The 24,323-nt window shown below is 37.1% G+C and carries 22 protein-coding genes, 1 tRNA gene and 1 pseudogene; 10 read left to right on the top strand and 14 right to left on the bottom strand.

Annotated elements, in window-relative coordinates; all coding sequences use genetic code 11:
- The first annotated feature begins 9 nt into the window (after window positions 1–9).
- Complete coding sequence (locus ACEXOE_RS00080) at window positions 10–963, top strand: transketolase family protein (protein ID WP_394746677.1); 954 nt, start codon at window positions 10–12, stop codon at window positions 961–963.
- Between the two features lie 53 nt (window positions 964–1,016).
- Window positions 1,017–1,628: a porin family protein gene (locus ACEXOE_RS00085; RefSeq protein WP_394746678.1), complete on the top strand. Its 612-nt coding sequence runs from the start codon at window positions 1,017–1,019 to the stop codon at window positions 1,626–1,628.
- 66 nt (window positions 1,629–1,694) lie between these two features.
- On the opposite strand, the gene ACEXOE_RS00090 is transcribed toward ACEXOE_RS00085, so the two are convergent.
- Window positions 1,695–2,807 carry an FKBP-type peptidyl-prolyl cis-trans isomerase gene (locus tag ACEXOE_RS00090; protein WP_394746679.1) on the bottom strand — a complete coding sequence of 371 codons (1,113 nt, stop codon included), beginning with the start codon at window positions 2,805–2,807 and terminating at the stop codon, window positions 1,695–1,697.
- Window positions 2,808–2,885: 78 nt separating this feature from the next.
- On the opposite strand from ACEXOE_RS00090, the gene ACEXOE_RS00095 reads away from it, so the two are divergent.
- Together ACEXOE_RS00095 and ACEXOE_RS00100 are read left to right on the top strand one after the other, a co-directional pair.
- Window positions 2,886–3,275, top strand: a complete 390-nt coding sequence (locus ACEXOE_RS00095) for an RNA-binding S4 domain-containing protein (protein ID WP_394746680.1) — start codon at window positions 2,886–2,888, stop codon at window positions 3,273–3,275.
- A 69-nt stretch (window positions 3,276–3,344) separates the two neighbouring features.
- Complete coding sequence (locus tag ACEXOE_RS00100) at window positions 3,345–3,842, top strand: phosphoribosyltransferase domain-containing protein (protein ID WP_394746681.1); 498 nt, start codon at window positions 3,345–3,347, stop codon at window positions 3,840–3,842.
- Here the strand turns inward: ACEXOE_RS00100 and ACEXOE_RS00105 are convergent.
- Window positions 3,834–4,349 carry a shikimate kinase gene (locus ACEXOE_RS00105; RefSeq protein WP_394746682.1) on the bottom strand — a complete coding sequence of 172 codons (516 nt, stop codon included), beginning with the start codon at window positions 4,347–4,349 and terminating at the stop codon, window positions 3,834–3,836. The two genes, ACEXOE_RS00100 and ACEXOE_RS00105, sit on opposite strands and share 9 nt — an antisense overlap.
- Before the next feature lie 136 nt (window positions 4,350–4,485).
- Between ACEXOE_RS00105 and ACEXOE_RS00110 the strand changes: the two genes are divergently transcribed.
- Window positions 4,486–4,558, top strand: a tRNA-Lys gene (locus tag ACEXOE_RS00110).
- A gap of 137 nt (window positions 4,559–4,695) precedes the next feature.
- Here the strand turns inward: ACEXOE_RS00110 and ACEXOE_RS00115 are convergent.
- From ACEXOE_RS00115 to ACEXOE_RS00160, 10 genes and pseudogenes are all read right to left on the bottom strand, one after another.
- Window positions 4,696–4,944 (bottom strand): hypothetical protein, encoded by a 249-nt coding sequence (locus ACEXOE_RS00115; protein ID WP_394746683.1) that lies wholly within the window; start codon window positions 4,942–4,944, stop codon window positions 4,696–4,698.
- Window positions 4,945–5,439: 495 nt separating this feature from the next.
- Window positions 5,440–5,659, bottom strand: a pseudogene (locus ACEXOE_RS00120) (IS3 family transposase); the annotation flags it as partial.
- An 893-nt stretch (window positions 5,660–6,552) separates the two neighbouring features.
- Window positions 6,553–7,398 carry a DUF5777 family beta-barrel protein gene (locus ACEXOE_RS00125; RefSeq protein WP_394746684.1) on the bottom strand — a complete coding sequence of 282 codons (846 nt, stop codon included), beginning with the start codon at window positions 7,396–7,398 and terminating at the stop codon, window positions 6,553–6,555.
- A gap of 7 nt (window positions 7,399–7,405) precedes the next feature.
- On the bottom strand, window positions 7,406–7,801 hold the full coding sequence (locus tag ACEXOE_RS00130) for an OB-fold protein (protein ID WP_394746685.1): 396 nt from the start codon (window positions 7,799–7,801) through the stop codon (window positions 7,406–7,408).
- Window positions 7,798–8,364, bottom strand: a complete 567-nt coding sequence (locus ACEXOE_RS00135) for a YceI family protein (protein WP_394746686.1) — start codon at window positions 8,362–8,364, stop codon at window positions 7,798–7,800. The genes ACEXOE_RS00130 and ACEXOE_RS00135 overlap by 4 nt, the downstream gene beginning before the upstream one ends.
- Window positions 8,365–8,383: 19 nt before the next feature.
- Entirely contained in the window at window positions 8,384–8,755 is a 372-nt protein-coding gene (locus ACEXOE_RS00140) for a hypothetical protein (RefSeq protein WP_394746687.1), read from the bottom strand.
- A gap of 384 nt (window positions 8,756–9,139) precedes the next feature.
- Window positions 9,140–10,798, bottom strand: a complete 1,659-nt coding sequence (locus ACEXOE_RS00145; protein WP_394746688.1) for an alpha/beta fold hydrolase — start codon at window positions 10,796–10,798, stop codon at window positions 9,140–9,142.
- 295 nt (window positions 10,799–11,093) lie between these two features.
- Complete coding sequence (locus ACEXOE_RS00150; RefSeq protein WP_394746689.1) at window positions 11,094–12,755, bottom strand: tetratricopeptide repeat protein; 1,662 nt, start codon at window positions 12,753–12,755, stop codon at window positions 11,094–11,096.
- A 588-nt stretch (window positions 12,756–13,343) separates the two neighbouring features.
- Window positions 13,344–15,464, bottom strand: coding sequence for a serine hydrolase domain-containing protein (locus ACEXOE_RS00155; RefSeq protein ID WP_394746690.1), 2,121 nt, complete (start codon window positions 15,462–15,464; stop codon window positions 13,344–13,346).
- A 79-nt stretch (window positions 15,465–15,543) separates the two neighbouring features.
- Entirely contained in the window at window positions 15,544–16,722 is a 1,179-nt protein-coding gene (locus tag ACEXOE_RS00160; RefSeq protein ID WP_394746691.1) for a helix-turn-helix domain-containing protein, read from the bottom strand.
- 272 nt (window positions 16,723–16,994) lie between these two features.
- On the opposite strand from ACEXOE_RS00160, the gene ACEXOE_RS00165 reads away from it, so the two are divergent.
- The 5 genes from ACEXOE_RS00165 to ACEXOE_RS00185 all read left to right on the top strand — a co-directional run bounded on the left by ACEXOE_RS00165 (window position 16,995) and on the right by ACEXOE_RS00185 (window position 22,367).
- Entirely contained in the window at window positions 16,995–17,555 is a 561-nt protein-coding gene (locus ACEXOE_RS00165) for a TetR/AcrR family transcriptional regulator (protein WP_394746692.1), read from the top strand.
- Window positions 17,556–17,610: 55 nt separating this feature from the next.
- Window positions 17,611–17,976: a hypothetical protein gene (locus ACEXOE_RS00170; RefSeq protein WP_394746693.1), complete on the top strand. Its 366-nt coding sequence runs from the start codon at window positions 17,611–17,613 to the stop codon at window positions 17,974–17,976.
- A 39-nt stretch (window positions 17,977–18,015) separates the two neighbouring features.
- Window positions 18,016–18,933, top strand: a complete 918-nt coding sequence (locus ACEXOE_RS00175; RefSeq protein WP_394746694.1) for a pyridoxamine 5'-phosphate oxidase family protein — start codon at window positions 18,016–18,018, stop codon at window positions 18,931–18,933.
- A gap of 297 nt (window positions 18,934–19,230) precedes the next feature.
- Window positions 19,231–21,312 (top strand): histidine kinase dimerization/phosphoacceptor domain -containing protein, encoded by a 2,082-nt coding sequence (locus tag ACEXOE_RS00180; RefSeq protein ID WP_394746695.1) that lies wholly within the window; start codon window positions 19,231–19,233, stop codon window positions 21,310–21,312.
- A gap of 617 nt (window positions 21,313–21,929) precedes the next feature.
- Complete coding sequence (locus ACEXOE_RS00185; RefSeq protein WP_394746696.1) at window positions 21,930–22,367, top strand: acyl-CoA thioesterase; 438 nt, start codon at window positions 21,930–21,932, stop codon at window positions 22,365–22,367.
- Between the two features lie 28 nt (window positions 22,368–22,395).
- On the opposite strand, the gene galE is transcribed toward ACEXOE_RS00185, so the two are convergent.
- Both galE and rfbD read right to left on the bottom strand, forming a co-directional pair.
- Window positions 22,396–23,430 carry a UDP-glucose 4-epimerase GalE gene (galE, locus tag ACEXOE_RS00190; protein ID WP_394746697.1) on the bottom strand — a complete coding sequence of 345 codons (1,035 nt, stop codon included), beginning with the start codon at window positions 23,428–23,430 and terminating at the stop codon, window positions 22,396–22,398.
- 3 nt (window positions 23,431–23,433) lie between these two features.
- Window positions 23,434–24,315 (bottom strand): dTDP-4-dehydrorhamnose reductase, encoded by an 882-nt coding sequence (gene rfbD / locus ACEXOE_RS00195; protein WP_394746698.1) that lies wholly within the window; start codon window positions 24,313–24,315, stop codon window positions 23,434–23,436.
- Window positions 24,316–24,323 lie beyond the last annotated feature (8 nt).

A 24,323-nucleotide genomic window follows, 5' to 3' on the forward strand; every position in this document is an offset into this window, starting at 1 on the left:
AAGAACAGCATGAAAAAATATACAGACTCAGGTAAAAATGATACACGAAGTGGATTTGGAGCGGGCCTCGCCGAATTGGGTAGGACCAATCCGAATGTAGTCGCCTTATGTGCCGATTTAATAGGCTCTCTTAAAATGCAGGAATTTATTGCGGAAAACCCCGAACGCTTTTATCAAGTGGGCATTGCCGAAGCCAATATGATGGGAATTGCCGCAGGACTCACTATTGGAGGTAAAATTCCCTTTACCGGTACTTTTGCCAATTTCTCCACAGGAAGGGTGTATGATCAAATACGACAGTCCATTGCCTATTCTGATAAAAATGTAAAAATTTGTGCTTCACATGCCGGACTTACCCTTGGTGAGGATGGGGCTACACATCAAATTTTAGAGGATATTGGATTGATGAAAATGCTTCCGGGAATGACGGTAATCAATCCTTGTGATTACAATCAGACCAAGGCGGCGACCATCGCCATTGCAGAACATCACGGTCCTGTTTATCTTCGCTTTGGAAGACCCAAGGTCGCCAATTTTACACCAGCTGATCAAACTTTTGAAATCGGCAAGGCCCTTCTTCTCAATGAGGGATCTGATGTTACCATTGTTGCTACGGGACATTTGGTATGGGAAGCTTTGATTGCCGCCGAGCAATTGGAAAGCCAAGGTGTTTCGGCAGAAGTTATCAATATTCATACGATAAAACCTTTGGATGAAGCTGCGATTCTGGCTTCTGTAAAAAAGACCGGATGTATTGTTACCGCTGAAGAGCACAATCACCTGGGAGGTCTTGGAGAAAGTGTTGCGCGCGTCTTGGCCGAACAACATCCTACCCCCCAGGAATTTATAGCTACGAACGATACTTTTGGGGAAAGTGGAACCCCCGCGCAATTGATGGAGAAATACGGACTGGACAATAAAGCCATTGTCAAATCCGTTGTAAAAGTGTTGAAACGAAAGTAACGCTGGCATCATTTTTGGTGTTCCGTTACCTATAAAAACAGAACACACACATCATGAAAAAAACACTTTTAGTGGCGGCTTTTGCTTTGATAAGCATGACCGCTTTTGCACAAAGCGATTCTGGATTCGGTATTAAAGCCGGACTTAACTACAATCAAAATGGGGATTTAATTGGTTCCGTTGGAGATGCGGCTCAAAACATCATACAGGGATCCGACGGAAAAGTTGGTTACCATGTTGGATTTTTTGGCAAAATAGCCATTTCCAAAATTTATCTTAGACCAGAACTTATTTACACCAGAACAAAAAGTAGTTATGACCTCAATGGAACTTCCAATGATTATGACATCTCCAAAATAGACTTTCCCGTATTGATCGGGGTTAAGGTCATAGGCCCCTTGCATGTGTTTGCCGGTCCGGCATTCCAGTACATTTTGGAGAATGATTTAGAAAACATTGCCATCAATGATGTAGAAAACGATTTTTCCGTGGGATTACATGCAGGAGTGGGTGTTAATCTAGGTCGTTTTGGGTTCGACGTTCGTTACGAGCGTGGGTTCTCTGAAAATGAAGCTAATTTTATCAGCAATAACATCACAAATATTCAGGGCAGGGTAGATTCAAGGCCCTCCCAAATTATTTTTGGCGTTTCTTTAAAGCTATAAAAAAAGAAGTTTAAAAAAAGCCCTCTTGCAAGAGGGCTTTTTTTATTTATGGTAGCTACGCTATTATTAACTATCCGCATCCAAATAATCGGGAGTTCCATCTCCATCACTATCCGGGGTGTCTATAGTACCATCTGAATTAAAAAGAATTTCCTCTATGGTTGGTCTGCCATCATTGTCATCATCATTATCCAAATAGTCCGGTGTTTGATCATTATCGGTATCCAAAAAGGTAATAAGGCCTTCAGAATCTACCATAATTTCATCGCTTGTCGGGATTCCGTCCCCATCATCATCGGGGTCTAAATAATTCGATATTAAAGCTCCCAGCGCATCACGATCATCATCCGTATTATCGTTGAACAAAAGACCGTCACCGTCCACATCTTCCATAAAGGAAGGAATACCATCATTATCATGATCTGCTTGCTCCACTACTAGCAACTCCAAGGTAAAAATCAAAGGGGTATACTGGGGAATTGGTGCTCTAAAACCATCAAATGTTCCAAGGCCGGAGGGAAAAATAACTATTCCCACACCAAAGTCTTGAATTTCAAAAGTCCCATCGGGGTTGTCGATTATAGCGCCTCCTCCGCGCAGCTGTTGCAGGCCTTCGCCAACACCTCGAAAAGCACGTTGATCCCCTCTTCCCGGAATCTGAAAAATGGGAAGATCGAACCATACTCCACCTGCAGCAACTTCATCAAAATCCATCAAAGAACCGTCATCTATCAGCGCAGTTCCTTTAAAACGCACAAAGGTAGAATCCCCAACAGTAGGGCTTGCTCCTGCACCTTCTCTTGCAATAAGGTAATAATACGTATGCGATATATTCTCTTCCCCATCCAATAAAAAGTCGGATGCCGAAATACTTACTTGATCGGATTGCAAAGTTCCCACACCAACACCTACTTGATCGATCAAGGGGGTTTTATCGGCATTTTCACCGGCGATGGTATCAATTACAATTCTAAAATCAAAATCCGCAGGGGGGGTTTGAAATTCTTCATAATTATAAAAATGAGTCCGCAAAAAGGCTTGGATATCTGCATCGTCTTCTATAACTACTTCACTTAATTCTCTAGGAGGTGTTCGTATTATTCCCCCGTCGTCATCCCCATTACAGGAAGTCAAGAATAAAACTGGCACTAAGAAATAAAGGAATTTGGTCATTTTCATTTATCAAACAATTTAAGGCGCAAGATACAATTTTCCCCTATTTTTGCTTACTCGTTAACAAAGATTTTCGATTCAGATATGCGTATTGATAAATATTTATGGTGTACTCGATATTTCAAGACACGAAATATGGGTACGGAAGCTTGTAAAAAAGGGCAGGTACGAATCAACGACCAAGTAGTAAAGCCCTCTAGGGAAGTGTATCCTATGGATAAAATCATTGTACGTAAAAATCAAATCAACTATGAGTTTACGGTTTTGGATATTCCCAAAAGCCGGGTAGGTGCAAAACTTGTAGACGTGTATCGCAAAGACACTACACCTTTGGAAGCTTTGGAGCATACAGAATTACAGCGCTATTCGCAAGACTATTATCGTAAAAAAGGAATGGGAAGGCCTACGAAAAAGGATCGACGCGAAATTGATGATTATCTGGATGCTCCTGAAAAAGAGGAAGAATCCGATTAATGTCGTTTTAGGAAAGCCGCACAACCTAAGCTTCCTTTCTTTATCTTTGAGTTAAAATAGCTAGATTCCATGCAGCACAAAATATTATCACACCAAGAAATACAGCATAAAACAAGACGCATAGCTTACCAAATTTACGAAGCCAATGTAAATGAAACTGAAATTGTCATTGCTGGCATTGATGGAGGTGGATTAAAGTTTGCGAAAAAAATACAGCGGATTCTCAAAGAGATTACCGCTGCCGAGATCATCCTTTGCAAGGTAAGCATGGATAAAAACAACCCAGTGGAAAGTGGGGTCCAAGTCTCCATACCCGAATCGGCTTACATCGATAAATCTGTGGTTCTCGTGGATGATGTTCTGAATTCTGGCACTACCCTCATCTATGGCGTGCATCATTTTCTAGGTGTTCCTTTAAAACAATTAAAGACTGCTGTTTTGGTGAATAGAAATCATAAAAAATTCCCGGTCAAAGCAGATTATAAGGGAATCTCACTCTCTACTTCTTTACAAGAGCATGTTGGCGTTGTTTTTGAAACCAAAAACGATGCGGTTTTCCTAACCTAATACTGCGCTAATATCTTCTAAAATAGCCTCCGGTGTTTTTGTGCCGCATTGTATGGTATGTGTTGCTTTGGAATAGAAGGGACTACGTTCAAAAATGTGTTTTCCGATGAATTCTGGCATATCTTCCTCCGAAATGGATGCGATTAGGGGACGTGTTGCTTTTTCCAGGGAAAGTCGGGCCGCCAATTCTCCAATAGTTAATTTTAAATAGATCACATGATCAGCAAACTTTAGTGCAGTATCCATATTACCTGCATAACAAGGTGTACCTCCCCCGGTAGCCAGTACAACATCCTCCTCATCCTGCAGCACCCTATTTAAATATTCGTGTTCTTTCTTTCTAAAAAAAATTTCTCCCTTCTTCTGGAACAGTTCAGCTATGCTGGCTCCAAGCTGCTTTTCTATATAATGGTCCAAGTCAATAAACTTGACGTTCAACGCTTCTGCCAAGAGTTTTCCTATCGTGGTTTTTCCACTGCCCATATACCCCACCAAGACTATTTTCATATGTATGTTTTCTGTAAAATTCAGCTAATTTAAAGGGATTTCAAAGAAATTTAAAATTTATCTCAAAAAGGGCTTGTAAAATTAATTAATGATATTATATTTGCACCCGCTAACACTAATAGCACATTGAAATTTTGACCTGGTAGCTCAGTTGGTAGAGCATCTCCCTTTTAAGGAGAGGGTCCTGGGTTCGAGCCCCAGCCAGGTCACTGAATGAAGTAAAAAAGTCCGATGTTTCCATCGGACTTTTTTTATGCAATACACGGACATACTTTGATGTTCTAGTAAATGCAATAGCTCCATTTTGAACGGTGTAAAAAGATATTTACACCCTTACCTCATGTATCTAAAAACCAGGATTACATCCTGGTGCACTTGGATTGGCAGCACAAAAACCTTCTCCGGGATCATCCCCAAAACCGCAAACCGGATTTGTACCGTCATCACATAGTCTATCGCAACATTCATAGTAAATTTGATACGATTGTCCATTAAAAAAAGAGCAAACACCTCGATTATTAGTACTACCTCCTCCTATAAGTGCTTTTTGTTCAGCTTTGTTGAGGACTCTTCCAAGATTTTCAAATTTTTTCATAATTCATTCAAATATTCACAGTTAATAAATTCATTTACAGAGTCTGTATAGATTAAACTACAAAGCTTCTAAACGGTTAGCTCAAAGGTTATTTTCCAACAAGATCCACTGTTAATCATCGTTAATAATATATATTATCAGATTAAATGTAGTTATTTACCTTCAAAAAAAGATAAATTATCGTTTATTAACGCAATTTTTAACAGTCCTAATCTTTAAAACCATCTATGTATATTTTAAGTTATTCGGTCAATTCATTTTTATAAAGGGCATTCCTGCCCAAAGCCATGTTATTTTCACCCATCCTTTAGTAACTTTCATTTTGATTCTATACCTGTACTGTAGGACCATCCGTTAGATGTATTTCATTATAGAACCTCTATTAAGCGGCAGAGGTTTCTTGTATCCTATGAAAAGCAGCGCACTTAATATGATAAACAGAATTGACAGTAGGGCAATTAGAGCTGTTTTGAGCATCAGGGAGAATCGTTCTTTTGATTTAGGCATTTGATGTTGAACTAGTTCACTCCAGTCTAAGGTACCATGTTTTCTATGCCAGACCAAAACGGAACTCCTACCATGGATACCATATGCTCTTTGTGCTTGTTTACAGATTATCTCGCCTTTTTTTACTTTGGGATACCACTGATAATTTAAAGCTTAAATTATAATCCCGCTGAGTACGCTTATGCATTGGGTTTTCTGAATACTTCATAAATAAGTCGATTTATTGTCACCTTATTTCAGGACGAGACAATAAAGACAAAAAAGCCTGTAGATATTTACAGGCTTTTTTATTTTTAAATCTCACTAAATTTCTAATAAGGTCAATGGCCTCCGTACGCAGTACGAAAATCGATTTTAGATTCTTGGCCTCACAGGCTTTTATTTTCTAGTTAAAAATAGATCGCAAATCTTTTGTGGATGCTCTTCTGTCATAACTACACCTAGAATACAAGCTAAAAAAGAACAATAAAAAAGGCTTGGTCGTTATGACACCAAGCCTTTTTAAAATACTGCCCATACTTTTTATAAATATCTAAATATGAGTATCGCGCAGTTGAACAAGCTAACACTTTATCTTAGTTCCGCCCTTAGCTTTAAGAATATCCCATACTGCTTTGCCCTCAATACCAAAAAAACAGTCAAGAATAGTACCTGAACTAATATTTTACAGTAGGGTACGCATAAGCAGTAAAACGTATAAATACCCTATTACAATGGTTATTTTCTCCTGATATTATTAAATTAATACCCAAAAAATACCCCAAAAGAACATTTCTTTTATGGCACTCCATCGAGAATTACAAGATTGCTTCCTTTTAAGATTAGTTTGCAACTACAACTTGATTTAGAAAACTGTTTATAGAGCGATGTATCTCCTTTTTCAGTATACCCTATATCCCATAAACTATTTAAAGCAGTGGATAGCGTATTTGCTGTCAAAAAGTTGAAACAAACCAAGGATTCCAATGGGTATAACCTAACATTACTAATCCCATTAATTTTTTGCAATTCCGCTTTAATACAATCGGAACAATCGTCACAAAACACTTGTTGAATTGGTATTCTTGCTAAAGACATTATCCTTCCTTTCTACTAAAATTATTAAAACACTCTTGATAGGTTAAACCCAAAGAAAATATTACCCGTTCTCCAATCGCCCGTTCCTTGTCCCAAAAACCCGTTTGTGTTCATGGGCTGTGCATTGGTAAAATGTAATTGAAATACATGACCTCCCGTTTCGATATCTACACCAATAGAGAGTGGATTAACAAAGGGAGAAGTTGCAGCTCTATTCAAATGATATCCATAATCCACATTGACCGATAATCTCTTGGTTATCTTATGTCTGCCTCCAAAACCAATGACGTATTGGGAATTATCCTGCTCGTCGATATCTACAAAGTTATCGTGAAAGAACGTAGGCATTAATTGAAGTGAAAAATTAGAATTAAACTTCTTTGAGATCAATAGTTGAGTCGTATATCCCAATCGATTTTTAAACTCTAACCTCGGCAAAATAGCTCTATCCAATGAGGTATTGATGAGAATATTACTTGAACTTACGACAGTAAAGGGGAAGCCTCCTTTTTTCTCACGAAGCAACCTCATTTTAAGAGAGGATTCATAAATTTTTCGAAAAGAACTTCGTGACACTCCTATATTGATGCCATCTGTAATACCGTAAAGAAAATTTAGTCTTGTTACCGCTTGATCAAGACCAAAAAAATCTTCAAAACCTGTCTCTATGGAACCAAATCTATGGGATACCACAAAATACAGCTCTTTGCCCGATATCATTTTGGTAGATTCAAAATTCACGATTTTTAGTCCCTTGAAAGCGGCACTTTTAAAGTCTTCTTCAGCTTCAACATCTATTTCTGAGAACAAATCATCTTGAGCCAATGCCAGCATTGGTATTAAGAGAATTAATAGGTGGATATATTTCATTATAATTTTATTTATTTATTACGGTAGCTTGGTCAATTTTAACCATTTCAAGAAGCTCATCGTAGCCAACACACCGTCCTTTAATTGTTATTACGCCTTCTTTTACTTCTGACATTGCTCCTGCATTAAAACGAACCTGTATTTGATCATTTAGGACCACCTCGTCTTCTTCTACATTGGTTATATTTCCATTTATCTCTATGACATTATCTAAATAGTTCGTCGTAGCCAAGGATTCATTGTTTTGAAAATTGGCAAACAATTCTTTGGCCGATAAGGTCGCCGTAGCTTCTTCATTTGCAATGTCTCTGTGCTTACTATTAAATGTGTAATTATAAACGAAACCGCCTATGGCAAGTACAACAAGAATAGTCCCTAGGATTGCAATTTTTTTCTTTTTCATTTTTGACTAAGTTTAAAATCAAGAGAAACTATTATTTCTTTGGCTATTTTGTTTTTTACGACACTTGGTATTTCAATATCGAAATCTTCAGGTCCCACTATGAATGAACCCGATATCATTATAGCCCCATCTACCTTACTGAGACTAAGGGGCGTATTAATTTGCTTTGCTTTCCCGCGCAATTCTATTTTCCCATCAACAATCGCTTCCACCTTATTTTCTTTTAAATCAGAAAAATTGAAATTCAATAGCTTTCCTTTAAAAGTTGCTTTCGGATATACTTCCGATTCAATATAATTCTCATTAAAATGCTCTTCCATTAAAGAATTTTTAAACCGAAAACTCTTCATAAGGCCCAAAGCGGCAATTTCACCTGTGGCCGTATTTAAAATTACAGTCACAGATTCGTTTGTAGCTTTTACCGGTTCAAAAAGTTCTTCAGAGGCCTCAAATGTCAAATTGCCTTTTTTGTCAATATATTTACTCTGTGCCTGAACAGAGCTTAGCATGCCAAATACCATAGCAATCAAAAACAGGCTTACACTACTTCTTACTTTTTTCATAATTTTCTTATTTAATATTTCAATTTTCTAATTTGCCATCCGTTATCCACTGATCCACCAAATCTATGGTGGCTTGTGGTAGTCTGCCAGAAGGGGGCATCGCACCTGGCGCCCCACTTTGTAAACTCATTCTATTTAGGATCATACTGGCCCTTTGATCAACTTCATTAAAATTCACTAAAGGGAATGGTGCTCCATTTACAGGTGGGTCTGTATGACAACCAAGGCACGCACTCTGGATTATGGGCAAGATATTATCCTCATAAGTAACCAAGGCATTAGGGTCAGCAGGGTCATTTGCATTGTCTATTAAGTCACTTTCACTAACATTGCTACAGCTATAGCTAGCAAGAGTTAAAAGTGACAAAAGCATTAATTTTCTTTTTTGCATTTTTCTTGTTTTGATTAGAAATTTTTCAATCATCCGGAGCATGAAACATACTCCCTAACGATTTAGAAATAAGGCACAAAGGTCGCCATCGAATTAAAATAGTGGTAGTAAAAATGCGCCAAAGATGTTAATGCTACCGACAAGACGATAGCAAAAAACCGACCGAATATCACATTTCCGACATTTGTTTTTTTCAGTAGGAAGAATCCCTTATTTTAATGGAAGCCAGTAGTTTCTTGTGAAGCTAAAAGTCAACTAAAAATTAGTACTTCTAAGCGTATCTAAAATTAATTTCAATATACTATTGTAACACCTATATGCAAGCATAAAGCGCCTTAATTTAAGTTATGGATTTAAAATCAAAAGGGCTAGAAAAGGGGGATGTTAGTTCCTCAAATCAGAAGGACTGATATCGAATTTCTTTTTAAAGCATTTAGAAAAATAAGAAGGATTTGAAAACCCTGCTTTAAAGGCAATTTCAGAAATAGTACCCTCTCTATTTAAAATAAGTTCTTTTGCAAAATTTAAACGCATTGAAGAAATCAGTTGATTTGGAGATATTTGCGACATCTCCTTTAATTTTCGCTGTAATTGTCGTTCACTAACAGCCAATTCCCTACACAGCATTTCTACACCAAAACATTCATTATTTAGGTGCGTATTGATCGATTGCAATACTCCTTCAAGAAAAGTGTCATCATGAATTAACTTCGTCCCTTTAACAGCATTAAAAGAAGCTTCTTGCTTTATCTTTTCCTTAACGGTATATAACAGAAAAGAATTTCCAGATACTGTTTTAAAAATAGTTTTATAGGTAGTAAAAGCCAAATCAGTACCCACCAATAAATTCTTTACCGTTTGTGTTAACAGAATCTGATTAGATACAGATTCCCTATCCATAAATGTGGAAAAGTCCAATACCTCTTTGCTAATACAATTTCCTACAATACACTCTTTGATATGGATTCCTATAGCCAATGGTATATGTAATTCCCTGAATGCATTCATTAAATCCATACTACAATTAGCTGCCTTACTCGGGCCATCAAAAGTGGCTATAAACGTCTCTGTATTATAATGGACCAAAGCCCCTCTATGTTGTTCTATAGCTTGATCAACTATGTCTTTGCTCTTAGGATTATCTTTATTTGAAGGAATAAAGCGACCAACAACTATGGTATAGAGTTGTTTTTCATACACAGATTTTGGTTTTACATTTAAAATGAAAGATTTCATCTCTTCCAAAACCTCTTGGGTATTGTCTGTCCAGAACAAATGATCACTACCTTCAAATTCAACAAGCTTTGCATTTTCAATTCGTTCTTCTATAAATCGACCTTCTTCAATTTTCACATCTATATCACCCCTGCGCTGTAACATCAAAGTTGGTACTTTTACAGCATCTAGAATATTAATAATATCTACTTGAGTGTTCATTTTAGTCAGCTTCAAAGCAGCACTTGGACTTGCACCCGAACGAAAATAATTCGCCAACCAATCCATAAATACGGTATCGTCAGCTTTGGAAGGGGCCAACGATTCTAAATTCATCTCTCCACTTCCCCAATTTTTTTCAATGCAATCATACACCTTCTGACGTTCTGCGCAAGTAGGTGCCCACGGATAATCTGGAGCATAAACACGTTTGGCAAATATTCCAAAAGTAATCAGGGAAATTGTTCTATTTGGATAGGTTGCAGCAAATAGGGCTGATACAGATCCGCCCTCAGAATGGCCAAACAAAACTGCTTTCTCAGCGTTAACGGCATCCATTACGGCTCTTATATCATCCATCCGTTCTTCTAAAGTAGGGAATTCTATAACTCTGTCCGAAAGTCCTGTACCTCTCTTATCAAACAGAATAACTCTAGCTATTTTACCCAATTCACTTAAAAAACTGACCAATTCGGGACAAGCCCACATCAAATCAATATTAGAGATCCATCCTGGAATATACACCAAATCGATATCTCCCGACCCAAAAACTTGATAGGCAACATTAACTGAATAACTTTTGGTGTATTTGGTTTCTGGTTTCTTCAAAGTAAGATACTTTTAGTCAAACTTCTACTTTAGTTTTTTATACTTTCTGTAATTTGGCAGATTTTTGAACTTGGTTTACTTAACAGAAAAGTGAACAAAAATCGATAGGACTAAATTATGATAGTTCTGTCTTAGTTCCCATAAAATAGAGTATACAATGGGTGTACATGGAAACAACTCCCACATAAAAAGGCAACAAATAGGTATACAAAAGGTAGACACGATTGAAAAACAACACTACCAATGAAGTATTTAGCTTGAAATGTATGCTTAACAGATCAAGGGAGATTCATTGCTATTCCAGACTTAATAAATAGGTGGAAATTTCTTCACCGGAGGATAACTCTAGTTTTTTACGTAGGCGATAACGAGATGTTTTTGCACTCTCTGGAGATATCCCTAAAATACTAGCGGTTTCTTTGGTATTTAGGTTTAATCGGATTAAGCTGCATAATTTCAAGTCATTTGCGGTCAAGCCTTTGTGTTTAGATTTTAAATTAGAATAGAACCCCTGATGCACGTCATCAAAAAATCTACTAAAGTTTTCCCAATCTTTATCGATACTTAAATTTTTTTGTATTATTTTTTTTAAGTCTGCTATTAATTTATCCTTTGATATAGCTGAAGATTGTTTAAGATCACTAATGGTGCATTCTAATTCTTGCACTACTTCATTTTTCTTTATAAAATTTAGGGCATACGAAGTGAGCTCCCTATTTTTAAAATCCAATTGTTGTTTTAATTCTTTACGTCTTAGTTCTGAATTCTCTAAATGTTTTTGAGTGAGTTCTTGAGCCGATTCTAAATGCTCTTTGGTTTTCACCGCCAATTGTTTGCTCTTTCCAAGGCGTTGCTTTGACACAAAATATATGATATAACCTGCAATTGCGAGAATAACAATACCTATGAGTAAAATTATTTTAATTGTATTGCTTGCTTTTTCCTGTGCCTTAAATTCCAGAAGCTCGGCGTCTTTTTTGTCCAATTCGTTCTCGAATTCTAAAAAAGCAATTTGTTTTGATTTTTCTGAATTAAAAAGAGAGTCCTTTAAAAAGGTATAGTTATCATAAAAACACAACGCTTCATACAGTTCTCCTTTTTGTTGTTTTAATTCCTTTAATTCCTCATAGGCCAATAGCTCAAATTGCTTCAGGTTATTTTCTTTAGCAAGTACCAAGCCTTGCTGAACATATACAATTGCTTTATCAATTTTATTGGATAGTCTTAGAATTTTTCCTAAAATTATAAGATTATGTGTTCGCCCATGAATATCATTTACTTCCTCACCGAGTGACATCGATTTTCGGGTATGGTAAGAGGCTTGTTCAATTTCATTTTTATTCAGGTATAAGATCCCCAACTTATTGTGCACTTCTGCAATACCATAGGTAAAGTCATTCTCAGAGTGCATTTGCAGTGCATCGGTTAAAAATTTCAATGCCTCGGTTTCTCTATGTTGTTCAACGAACATAGTCCCTATTTTGGTAAAAGTAGTGGCTATTCTATCTTTTAATTCTAAGGCAGTAAATTCGTTAATAGCCGATTCGTAATACTGCAATGCTTTTTGATAATTTTTAAGATCTGCATAGACCATCCCTAAGTTAAGTCTTGTATTGGCTATACCTGTCTTATCCTGCAGCCTATCGTACAATTCGTACGAGGCCTTTAAATACTTTAAGGCTTTGTTCTGAACACCTTGGGACCAATACGCAACACCTATAACACGGTTTGCCCTTGCCAAGCCTCCAGTATACGCTAATTCTTCGGAAAGCTGTAGTGCTCTTTTTCCAAAACGAATAGATTCATCTGCGTCTATAATCCAGTACTCATTGCCAATACGATTAAGGAGATTTACTTTTACACTATCCGTTTTGGTATAGCTATTTAGTTGCGTTATTAAGCTATCAATGGGTGTTGATTGATGTAATGCAGCTGCAGCATCTATATACAATAGCATAATTCCAAAACACGCGATACGTTTTGTTATGCATATATATCTTTTTGATTTCAGTGAAAAAGCGCTAAAAAAGCCCATTAAATAAAAGTTTTGAGCAGTGACCCTTCTATTGTTTTAATTTGTTAAACTACGAAGTAAATATGATTTCACACAACTATTTAAAAAACTTATGGATAAAAGTAATCCTATTTATATCTGAGAATCGGGCTCGATGAACGGTAGCCCAATAAACGCTGGTAGTTTTGGCACATTTAGATGTAGTGCCTCCTACTACCATGTCTTTCATAGCAACTCGAGTTCCAGGGTCGGTAATGCAGGGTCTTTGGCTTGTTCCGCCAATTCATCTTGTGGTGGGTCGGTCACCATAAACTAGTTTAATATTTAGTAATCTTTTTATACCAAATCATATGACAACAACAGGTACATATGTTCATTGGAAGGCCTGAATTGCTATTCGTTCAATTCAGGCCTTTTTTGAGCATAAAGGATACCTAAAATGGATTATTTTGATACAACTATGATATGATTGCATTATAGTATAATGCGTTGTTCAAATATCACTTCAATCGTTAATCACCAAATATCCGCCTACAGCGTTTCTAGGATTTTACTGGACAGTTGTTTACCATTTTCATCGATGGCAACAAACCAAACATTAGAAGTGCATTTTCTATTGATATCTGTATTGTTTTCACAATTTTGTATCGTCCCCTTAATTAAGTATCCTTTATCCGTGAGCTCTGCACTATAGCCATATTCATTATAAAAATTACCATAGGTGTTTTGCCAAATTTTGTGTCCTTTTTTATCTGTTTTGACGACATACATATCATAATTCCCTTTTCCATACGAACTTGTTGATCCTATAATTAAATAGCCATCTGTAGTTTCCAAGATAGAACTGGCCTTATCGTAGCTGCTTCCTCCAAATCGTTTAGACCATATTTCGTTGCCATTTTCATAATTTTTGGTCAAAAGGATATCGGAAATATCCCCATTTTTAGAGGGAATTGTAGTGACTTGAATTGAACCGTTTTCAATTTTAATTTTTGGTCGGAATTTTAGATTGGTCTTCTTTACAAATCTATTATTTAAGGCACCGCCAAGGGATACTAGCATATTGATGGGCCTGTCAAAGGCATCTCTTTGGACTTTTAGGATAAAATTACGGGACAACAGTTCATTTCTATGGAGCGCTTCCACTTGGCGTTCATTTTTCCGATTGGAGAATTTTATTTTTAGCTGGTGGTTCCCATCCAGTTTTAGTTCAAAATCCATATCCAGTTCGCTACTGTAATAAGACCCTACAAAACCTTCTAAATCTTCTGGGGTAGCAGCGGGTTCCAAGCTTCTTTTAAATACATCCGAACCACCATCCGGTCGGAATATAATCATTTCATTGTGATGAAAAACAATCTTTTGTTCCGGATCATAGGACAAAGCATAGCTATTTTTACCTTCTGCTATAATTTCCACACTTAAATTGCCATTCTGTTTTAAGTATATTTTTCCTTGCTCTTTCTCGATCCGTGTTAAAGTACCACCAGGAGAGATATATTGCCCCAAGATTTCTGGATTCGTGGCGCTAGCGGTCCATTCTTTAAGCTTAGGGTCATAGGCATTTTCGTTTTTAACTTCAATGGGGGGAAGGAATACCTTAGCGACCTCATCGGCGACCAAATCACTTCGAATGTTGCCATTATTACTCATAACAAATACGGTTAAATGCTCTTTGGTGAATCGAACGGTTTGTGAGTTGTATCCATAAGTCCCTCCATCATGATGTACGGATTCCCGCTCTTGTCTAAACCAATTGAATAGTCGTAGTCCATAACCATAGGTTTTTATTTCACTATTGGGAATGGGCAGCTGACTTTTGATCAATAACACATTATTGTTCTTATCGGCATTTTGAAGGGCTTGCTCATAAATTAATTGATCTTTTAAGGTAGTAAACAAAAAGCCTTCCCCAGCAGTTTTGGTAACTGTGGGAGACTCCAACCATTCTCCCCCACCCCAATCGGCATAGGGCTCTGCTCTGTTGGGAATCACCCGCATGTACTTTTCAACAAAGGAAGTTTCGGTCATTCCCAAGGTTTTAAAAAAGGTTTTGGAGTAATCTGTGAATTTTTCTCCGCTTACCTTTTCAATGATTTTTGCAAGAACAATATAGCCGGAATTACTATAATGGTACTTTGACCCAGGTTTAAAAGCGAGTTCTTCCTGTTGTTCCAACAATGCCATAACATCTTCATTATCCAGACCAACTTGGTTCATCCACGTATTCTGCTTCAAATCCATCAAAGCAACATAGTCGCGGATGCCAGCGGTATGGTTGATCACATGCCTGACCCGTATTTTTTCTTTGACTTTTGAGTATAGTGAGGGCGTGTATTTTCTGATATCATCCTCCAAATCCAATTTGCCTTCCAAGGATAATTGTAAAATCATCAAGGCCGTAAATTGTTTGGCCGTGGAAGCTATATTGGAACGTGTTTTTTCAGTGATTTTCACTTGATGTGTTAAATTGGCCAGTCCGGCGTATTTTTCATAAATGACGTTTCCATCCTTTACAATCCCCACCATTAATCCGGGATCTTTTTCTTTAATTTTTGATTCGATGATGGCGTCAATTGTTCTTAACTCTGCCTCTTGGGAAAAACTTGAAACTGCCATGAGAACGAAGAGGGCAACTACTATTCCTTTCATTTTGTAATGTGATTAATTCTTCCCAAAAATCATTAATAAAGGGATGTAAAGCGCTTCAAATCTTGATTTGAGACCTTTTTTAGGATAATTTATCAATATAATCTTTTGGGGATAATGATGTACTTTTTTTAAACGCCCGATTAAAGGTAGCCTTACTGTTAAATCCGGAATTCAAGGCAATTCCCAATAGGGTCGTTTGTGTATGCTCCTCACGTTCCAGTTTTTCTTTTACCGCCTCAATCCGATAATGATTCACAAAATCATTAAAATTCATATTGAAACAAGTATTCACCGTTTGTGATACAGTTTTTGTGGTAATGTTCAATTCTTTGGCAACATCGGACAGGGCAAGTCTGGGGTTCTCAAACAAACGTTTCTCCAGCATTAATTTGGATAATTCCTTTTCCCATTTGGAATAATTTTCGTCAACTTTGCCCGGGATGTTATCCTGTTCAATATCGGTCACGTCTTCTTCAAAAACATTCACCACTTTTAATTTTTCACTTTCCAGTGCAATTTGTTTGATCACACTGCTGTATCCGGTAATCGCGATATAATAGAAGATGAACGAGAAAGCAATATAATGCCAAAATTGACTTCCAAAATTGCCCCATTCTGGATTGGTAATAAAAAATAACACCCTTAAAAGGAGGATCCCTAAAAAAGCTACCATGAAATTTCTTACCCATTTAAACAATATGGATTCTGCATAGCTGACCCTATCAAAAATCAGCCTTTTATAATTTGAATAGTACCGTAAACTTAAAATCAGATAGCATACCATGGATCCTAAGCCTACGGCTTGATACCAGTTCGCCAAATCCTTATCCCGCTTGATCGCATAGAAATAGTATTCCTCTAAAATCAGTTTATCGGTCACAAAGATCACTAGGCTGTAGATCATATATAAAACAGCAGGAATAAAATGGATATAGTCCTTTTTTGAAAGCGCAAAACTTGTATTCAATTGGCTCTTTGTATAAAAATAGACGACTGGACCAATGAGCAATACCTGCATAAAGGGGATGAAGAAGAGAATATCCGCGGTAGTATCTTCACCATACCAACCAGCATACCCTAACATATAGGGCGTGATATACATGGCGTACAAGAACAAGAGCAGGCTTAACCATTTGCTCGACTTACTATTGTGCCTTAATCCTTCCCTAAATAATAAGACCGAAAAAACGAGCCCATGAAAAAAGAAGATAAGCAGGAGGGAACTTTTTTCATTAAAACTAAAAGGAAAATTAATCAACTTTTATAATTTGGTCATTTGGTTTAAAAATATCTTAAAACTAGAATTTTTCCATTGGTTATGTGCAATATTTAACAAAAATAATTCTAAAAAGTAATGGGAGGCACTAAACGAATGAGTGCCAAAGAACGTCCTTTGACGGTACATGCTTGTAGGGTGTGTTTTCTTATGGTTATGATCTAGTTTATCCCCTTACTCCAACATTTATATTAAAGAATTGTTATTTTTTACCAATCGTTTGGTAACTTTTATTTTTTCAGTATATTTGCCCCATGAGACCGCAGAAAGTATTGGATATTGAAATTTTAAAAGGCTTGACCACCGTTTTCCGCTCCAAGGGATATGAGGGAGCCAGTTTAAAGGATTTATCGGAGGCTACAGGATTAAAAAAAGCCAGTCTTTATCATAGGTTTCCCGGAGGAAAAAAAGAAATGGCAGATGCTGTATTACTGCATATTCATGCCTGGGTAGATACTCATATATTTCAACCATTATTAGAGGAAGATACTCCACCGCAACATAGGTTAAAAGAAGCATTATCCCAGATCCATACATTGTACCATGGAGGAGATGAAACCTGTATCCTGCGGGCATTGTCCATGGAGACTGGAATAGCATTGTTTGAAGATCACATCAAAAATGGGATGAAAGAATGGGTTTCCAGTTTTCATAAAATAGGTATCGCACTTGGGTTAAGTCCAGATCATGCCGAAAAAAGAGCGATACAAGTGCTCATAGACATTCAAGGGAGTCTCATTGTGGCAAAAGGAATGAAAGACCTTTCTATATTTGAAACCACCTTACTACATATTGAAAACACATACTTGAATTAAAATTTACATTCATATTTTACCGAACGATCTGTAATTAATTGAAATAATATATAAAATGGAAAAATTAGCAATTGTACTTTTGTCCGATCCAAAAGCGGGGTCGGAAGAATCTTTGGGAAGATTATTCAACACCTTAACCACCGCCTATGAATACAAAAAGGCCGGCAAAGAGGTAAAAATAATATTTCAAGGAACGGGAACAAGATGGCCCGAAGCTTTAAAAGAGGAATCCCATCCTGGCCATCAACTCTTTAACGAAGTAAAAGATACCGTGGCAGGCGTCTCCGAGGCCTGTGCAAAGGTTTGGGGAGCAGACCCTTCTGGCTTTGATTTACTAGGGGATAATAAAGTACCCAACATACCGGGAGTTCCCAGTTTTTTAAACTTACATGATCAAGGCTTTACCATCTTAGTTTTTTAAGCCTTCCATAAGGTACTATCTCACTTGTAAATCATAATTATGGGAACAGTTTTTAACGAAGGAGAGCTTAAAATTCAAAAGCAATTGGGCGTTGCGGATTTCGCTGGGAAAATCAGTAAAATGATCACCAATAAAATCATTAGAGGAGCGATTCCCTTTATAGAAAAGCAAAAAATGGCTGTGGCAACCACTCTAGATACTGCTGGGAACGTATGGATTTCTTTGCTAGTGGGTGATTTTGGGTTTACCAAAGTGGTGAATCCCAGTGAACTTTACTTTGATCGCGCCCAAATACGCAGTACGCCTACCGATATCTTCTACAGTAATATACTAGAAATCCCTAAACTAGGGACCTTATTTATTGAATTTGCTACCAGAAGACGCATTCGGATCAATGGCCATGTAATGATGGAGAACGACAAAATCTCGGTACATGTAGAAGAATCGTATACCAATTGTCCCAAATACATTCAACAACGAGAAATAGAACTTTCGGATCCGCATAGTGGGCCGAAGATCGAACAACGTTCTGGGAGTGTTTTAACCGATTCCCTAAAGGACTTGATACAAGGTGCAGATACTTTATTTGTTGGCAGTGCCGGTTTAGATGGTAAATTAGATGCTTCCCATAGAGGAGGACCAAAAGGATTTGTAGAAATCATGGAGGATGATATTTTAAAAATCCCCGATTATCAAGGAAATAACCTGTATAATACTTTGGGAAACCTTAGCGAAAACCCCAAAGGAGGTTTATTATTTATTGACTTTGAAAACAAAAAAACCCTTCAATTGACTGGGGAAGTTTCTATGGCCTTCCACCAAAATAGTCAAGAGGAACTGGAAAAATCCACAGGAACAGGTAGGTTTTGGTTCTTTAAAATCAATGAATGGATCGCTACAAAAAATCATCATGCGGTAGATTGGAATTTCGTTAGTTTTTCTCCATTTAATCCATGATATAAAAATTATTATGAGGTAAATTAAAGAGAAATACATTACGAGTATCAAAAAAAGAAAAGAGGATTTACTAACTATTAGTCATCCTCTTTTTTTTGTTAAGCCCACACATTATTTTAACATCAAAACACAAAATTGCCATTACATTTGTAGATAAGGAACAGTTAAAGAACAATTTACCGACTTTAAAACCAACAGAACCAGAAATAACCAAAGGAATTTGTGCATTCGACCAAGCATCGGAATTCATCCGATTTTCTATTTCCAATGCATCAAGTTTTAGCACTTTTACAAATCATGAAAAATGTTATCAAAGCAATACTTGTTTTTTCGTATCTCTATACCGGCTGCCTCTATGCACAGCATACTTCCCCAATCGATAGCCTACAGGCATTGATTAAAAAATCAAATAATGGGCAAAAAATTGATCATTTCATTGCCCTAGCTGAAATCTACGAAAAAGTTCAAAATAGAAACTTGGATAGTGCCCAGTACTATGCAGAACAAGCAATCAAATACAGCGAACACTATAAAAAACCGACTAAAAAAATAGATGCATTATACCATTTAGGTTGGATTAAGATTAGTGCGAAAAAATATGATGAAGCCGAATTGCATATGCAACAAGTGTTATCCGAATCAGAAGAAATATCTTATAATATTGGAATTCGCAAAGGCAATTTTGGGATAGGACGCGTTTTTACTTATAAAAACGAAACTTATAAGGGTGTTTCATATCATGAACGCGCATACGAACTGGTAAAAGAAAATGGAGAGGCACGAAGCGTTATTGTTGAAATGGCTGTTATGCTAAGCGCTCAATATGAATATTTAGAGCAATACGATAAGGCTTTAGAACTGCTTGGGAGTGTTGTTATATTTTTAGATGACCCTTCTATTACTACAGATACAAAATGTCGATTTTACATGAATGCAGGCTTAATCAATTTTGACTTTGACCAATTTGATAAGGCTTTAGAACAATTTATAAAGGTACTAGAGTATGCTAAAAAAGATAATAACACATTATATCAATTGATTGCTGCAGCCAATATTGGAAATTTATACACGACGGCACCCGGAAAAAGAGATTATAACAAGGCATTAGCTCATAATTTATTTGCTTTAGACCTCGTCAATAAAGACCAAAGCATGAGCATCTATAAAGGAGCTATTTTTAATTATGTTGCCCTTAATTATTCTTATTTAAAAATGTATGACGAAGCAATGCTTTATCATGAAAAAGCCATTGAAATACTTCAAAACGGAGATTTAGCAAGATATGGAGAAGCGCTTCTAAATAAGGGCTACACTCATTTAGAGATGGGGCAAACGGCACATGCGAATACTAATTTTGATGAAGCGTCGAGGCACTTTCTTAAATTTATTGGGACACAAAAAAGTAAGAAAGAAAACTCTGCAAAGGAAAAGATTTCTAAATCTTACAAAACACTATCCGTTATTGATTCTCTTTTAGGAGATTTCCAAAAAGGTTTTGAACATTTTAAGCTGTATGCTGTCTATAAGGATAGTTTAGCGGCAGAAACCAACCTGAAAATAACTGAACGTCTGGAGTTTGCAAAACAAAATGCAGAAAAAAATGCCGAAATCTCACAATTAGCCCTGGAAAACAACAAACAACGGAACCAACGGGAAATCCTTATTATTGGCCTGGTCTTTATCGGTATCCTGCTCATCGTACTTTTCAATCGGTTCAGATTAAAGCAAAAAGGCTTCAATTTGATCCAGGAAAAAAACGAAGAAAATACCCTGCTGATGGGAGAGATCCACCATAGGGTCAAAAACAACCTCCAGATCATCCTTAGTCTCATAGGGACCCAGATAGATAATCATAAAGCAAACAAGGAACTAAAGGCCGTACTGATAGAAAGTAAAAATAAGATTCAATCCATGGCCATTATCCATCAGAACCTATATCGGGGGAGCAACTTTACAAAGGTCCATGCGAATTCCTATATCCAAGAGCTGATTCAAAATTTGCAAAAAAGCTTTAGCGGCACCCTAAAATTCAATATGAACATCGATCAAAAAGAAATCAAAATGGGGCTTGCCATACCCTTAGGGCTTATTTTGAACGAGCTCCTTACCAATTGCTATAAATATGCCTTTCCCGGCCATCAAAACGATAACAATACTGTTAACATCAGTTTTAAGCAAATGGATGACTCCCGTAAATTTCAGCTTCTAGTCCAAGATAATGGCATAGGGTTGCCAGAGGATTTTGATCTGGAACTCTCTTCTTCCTTTGGAATGCAATTGGTACAGGGTTTGGTAGAACAACTAAATGGTAAAATGGAAATACTGAGCGAACTTGGAACTGTGTTTAAAATTTACTTAGAGGAACCTATGGCGGCATAAGTACGGCAATCGCTTTCCTTCCTATTACGAGCAAAAGCAAATCTTTGGGAAAACTTGCCGACGAACACAGGTGTACTCGCCCGATATTTAGGTTTAAAAACTTTTAAAAATTCAAAAAAACACCCATTTTCTTAAAATCGATTTTTTTGAGGTCTACAACCTCGTTCCTAAACAAAAACTTCTGTGTTTTAAAATTAAATTCGTCCAAAACCCTTCTGGTTCGTTTAAAATCAGTTATTCAGTGCTTAAACCAGTATAATGTTCTTTCATGGATTATTTCCATATTCTAATACCTATTACCCAGAACTTTGCTCTAAAAGAATATGAAGGTAATTCTAAACATTCTAAAAAAACAAGTAACTAAAGAAGATACGTTAGCAGCTATAAGTTGCGTAATCCTGTCTTTAGCAATATTCTTTATTAAAAGTATCATGGAATACCACAACGGATTGTAATTGCTTTAATAACAAGGGGTATTTCCTTAAATATAAATTCATGCGTACCTATCTCAGCGCATTAAACTTTCTATTCCTTTAGGTTAATAGTAGATCGATATTTGCTTTAAAATATGTTGTTTATGGCTATATTTATTTCATAAACTTGAATATTGGCATGAAATGATAGCGGATAAACCTGATAGTTATACGATTCTTGAACTACCCGTACAATGGGGTGATATGGATGCTACCCAACACGTAAACAACACTGTTTACTTGCGTTGGATAGAATCTGCTCGTATTGCAATGTTTCAAAAAATGAATAAAGGAACACTAGGGCTAAAAAAAATTGTACCCATATTAGCATGGCAAGATTGCAAATATATCTTTCCCGTAACCTACCCAGATCAGGTAATAATCCATTTGGATGTTATAGCGTTATTTAAAGATCGTGTACGTTGCAAAGGTAACATCTATAGTAAAGTCCATGGACGCCTTGTAGCGATATCAGAATCCGTTTTAATGGCCTATGATATGGAACTTTTACAAAAACATCCTTTTCCTGAGGCTTGGAGGAAGTCGTATATTGATTTTTATGGCGAATCTATCTTGGCATAAACCATATCTAATTAAAGTTCCTTCGAAATCATATCATAGAAGTAGATTTCTTTCGTACTTTCTTTTCCCAATCCCATGCCGATTTCATGGCGTCGTCCAAGCTAGATTCCGTTTTCCAACCTAATATTTCATTTGCTTTTGTGGTACTGGCATAGGCTGTAATCACATCTCCCGGGCGTCTATCCACCAATTCATATTTTAGTCGGTTCCCCGATATGCGTTCATAACTGTTAATCACTTCCAATACAGAGCTTCCGGTACCGGTACCCAGATTGTATACTTCAAACCGCTCTTGGTTGGCACGCTTTAGCAATCGTTGTAAGGCCACGACATGGGCCTTGGCTAAATCTACAACATGAATATAATCGCGAATACAGGTGCCGTCCTCTGTAGGATAATCATATCCAAACACGGAGAGTTGTTCTCGCAAGCCAACTCCCGTTTGGGTAATAAAAGGCACTAAATTTTGTGGCACCCCAATAGGGAGTTCCCCTATTTCAGCGGATGGATGAGCTCCCATGGGATTGAAATATCTCAAGGCAATAGCATTGAACCCATCCCTGACCTTAGCTGTATCCCGTATGATCTCTTCCCCTATTTGTTTGGTATTCCCATAAGGGGATTCTGCGGGTTTTACAGGGGCATCCTCCGTAATGGGCATTTTATCTGCTTGCCCGTACACCGTACAGGACGAACTGAAAATAAAATTAGATCGCTTTGCATGCTCCATTTCCTGTAAAAGATAGACCAAGGTATTTAAATTGTTTTCATAGTAGGCCAACGGATTTGCCACACTTTCCCCTACAGCCTTGTAGGCTGCGAAATGGATAAGCCCTTCCACATCGGTATGTTTTTTAAAAAAATTAGACACCGCGTTTTTGTCACGCAAGTCCATATGTTCAAATTGGGCTTTTTTTCCCGTTATCTGCTGTATTCCTTGAAGTACATCTTCCGACGAATTGCTTAAATTGTCTATGATGACTACTTCAAAACCTTCTTCTTGAAGAGCGACCACCGTATGTGACCCTATAAAACCCAATCCTCCTGTGACTACTATTTTCATACTTTATTTTTTTACGATTTCTATTTCTTCTTGTAAGCGCCCACAGGCCACTTTTAAACTATTGGTCCAATGTGGAATCTCTATATTCAAGATTTCTTTGATTTTTGATTTATCCAATACGCTATAGCTGGGGCGTTGGGCAGGAAGTGGATATTCTGATGTTCTTACTGGTTGTAAACGCACTTCAATCTTGTTCATTTCGAATATCGCCTTGGCAAAGTCATACCAACTGGCTATTCCTTCATTGCTAAAGTGATATATCCCATATTCCTGAATTTCCCTAGTAATCAATAATAAAAGGACCTCCGCAAGATCTCTAGCATAGGTAGGCGTACCTATTTGATCAAAAACTACGGACAATTGATCTCTTTCCCTGCCATGTCTTAGCATGGATCTCAAGAAATTATAACTATGTTCCGCATACAACCACGAAGTCCTAATAATGAAATACTTTGTACAGATCTCTTGAATATACTTTTCCCCCTGAAGTTTGGTATTGCCGTACACACTGTCCGCCTTGGGGTTATCTTTTTCGGTATAAGGTGTGCTTTGACTGCCATTAAACACAAAATCTGTAGAAATGTGAATTAGGGTAGTATTATAGGTTTCGCAAGCCTCGGACAAAAATTTGACCGCTTCAGCATTTACTCTTTCGGCAAGACGTTGATTTGTTTCAGCACCATCTACATTGGTATACCCCGCACAATTGATACAGTATTGATATTGCCCTGCCTCCATTTCATTAAAAATAGACGTTCTATCCGTAATGTTTAAGTTCACGGATGATTTAAAATCAAACTGAATCCTGTCTGTATGCGATCGGGAAATCTCTTGAATACAATTTCCCAATTGTCCATTAGCTCCGGTGACCAAGATTTTTAGCATATAGTGGC

The sequence above is a fragment of the Spongiimicrobium salis genome (genome assembly GCF_043678055.1).
Taxonomy (GTDB): domain Bacteria; phylum Bacteroidota; class Bacteroidia; order Flavobacteriales; family Flavobacteriaceae; genus Spongiimicrobium; species Spongiimicrobium salis.

What these genes read in the sequence shown, in the direction of transcription:
- ACEXOE_RS00085 (WP_394746678.1), top strand. Translation starts at nt 1,017, where the DNA reads ATGAAAAAAACACTTTTAGTGGCGGCTTTTGCTTTGATAAGCATGACC.
- ACEXOE_RS00165 (WP_394746692.1), top strand. Translation starts at nt 16,995, where the DNA reads ATGAGACCGCAGAAAGTATTGGATATTGAAATTTTAAAAGGCTTGACC.
- ACEXOE_RS00130 (WP_394746685.1), bottom strand. Translation starts at nt 7,801, where the DNA reads ATGAAAAAGAAAAAAATTGCAATCCTAGGGACTATTCTTGTTGTACTT.
- ACEXOE_RS00150 (WP_394746689.1), bottom strand. Translation starts at nt 12,755, where the DNA reads ATGCTATTGTATATAGATGCTGCAGCTGCATTACATCAATCAACACCC.
- ACEXOE_RS00135 (WP_394746686.1), bottom strand. Translation starts at nt 8,364, where the DNA reads ATGAAAAAAGTAAGAAGTAGTGTAAGCCTGTTTTTGATTGCTATGGTA.
- ACEXOE_RS00090 (WP_394746679.1), bottom strand. Translation starts at nt 2,807, where the DNA reads ATGAAAATGACCAAATTCCTTTATTTCTTAGTGCCAGTTTTATTCTTG.
- ACEXOE_RS00185 (WP_394746696.1), top strand. Translation starts at nt 21,930, where the DNA reads ATGATAGCGGATAAACCTGATAGTTATACGATTCTTGAACTACCCGTA.
- ACEXOE_RS00105 (WP_394746682.1), bottom strand. Translation starts at nt 4,349, where the DNA reads ATGAAAATAGTCTTGGTGGGGTATATGGGCAGTGGAAAAACCACGATA.
- ACEXOE_RS00140 (WP_394746687.1), bottom strand. Translation starts at nt 8,755, where the DNA reads ATGCAAAAAAGAAAATTAATGCTTTTGTCACTTTTAACTCTTGCTAGC.
- galE (WP_394746697.1), bottom strand. Translation starts at nt 23,430, where the DNA reads ATGAAAATAGTAGTCACAGGAGGATTGGGTTTTATAGGGTCACATACG.
- ACEXOE_RS00100 (WP_394746681.1), top strand. Translation starts at nt 3,345, where the DNA reads ATGCAGCACAAAATATTATCACACCAAGAAATACAGCATAAAACAAGA.
- ACEXOE_RS00155 (WP_394746690.1), bottom strand. Translation starts at nt 15,464, where the DNA reads ATGAAAGGAATAGTAGTTGCCCTCTTCGTTCTCATGGCAGTTTCAAGT.
- ACEXOE_RS00095 (WP_394746680.1), top strand. Translation starts at nt 2,886, where the DNA reads ATGCGTATTGATAAATATTTATGGTGTACTCGATATTTCAAGACACGA.
- ACEXOE_RS00175 (WP_394746694.1), top strand. Translation starts at nt 18,016, where the DNA reads ATGGGAACAGTTTTTAACGAAGGAGAGCTTAAAATTCAAAAGCAATTG.
- rfbD (WP_394746698.1), bottom strand. Translation starts at nt 24,315, where the DNA reads ATGCTAAAAATCTTGGTCACCGGAGCTAATGGACAATTGGGAAATTGT.
- ACEXOE_RS00125 (WP_394746684.1), bottom strand. Translation starts at nt 7,398, where the DNA reads ATGAAATATATCCACCTATTAATTCTCTTAATACCAATGCTGGCATTG.
- ACEXOE_RS00115 (WP_394746683.1), bottom strand. Translation starts at nt 4,944, where the DNA reads ATGAAAAAATTTGAAAATCTTGGAAGAGTCCTCAACAAAGCTGAACAA.
- ACEXOE_RS00180 (WP_394746695.1), top strand. Translation starts at nt 19,231, where the DNA reads ATGAAAAATGTTATCAAAGCAATACTTGTTTTTTCGTATCTCTATACC.
- ACEXOE_RS00080 (WP_394746677.1), top strand. Translation starts at nt 10, where the DNA reads ATGAAAAAATATACAGACTCAGGTAAAAATGATACACGAAGTGGATTT.
- ACEXOE_RS00170 (WP_394746693.1), top strand. Translation starts at nt 17,611, where the DNA reads ATGGAAAAATTAGCAATTGTACTTTTGTCCGATCCAAAAGCGGGGTCG.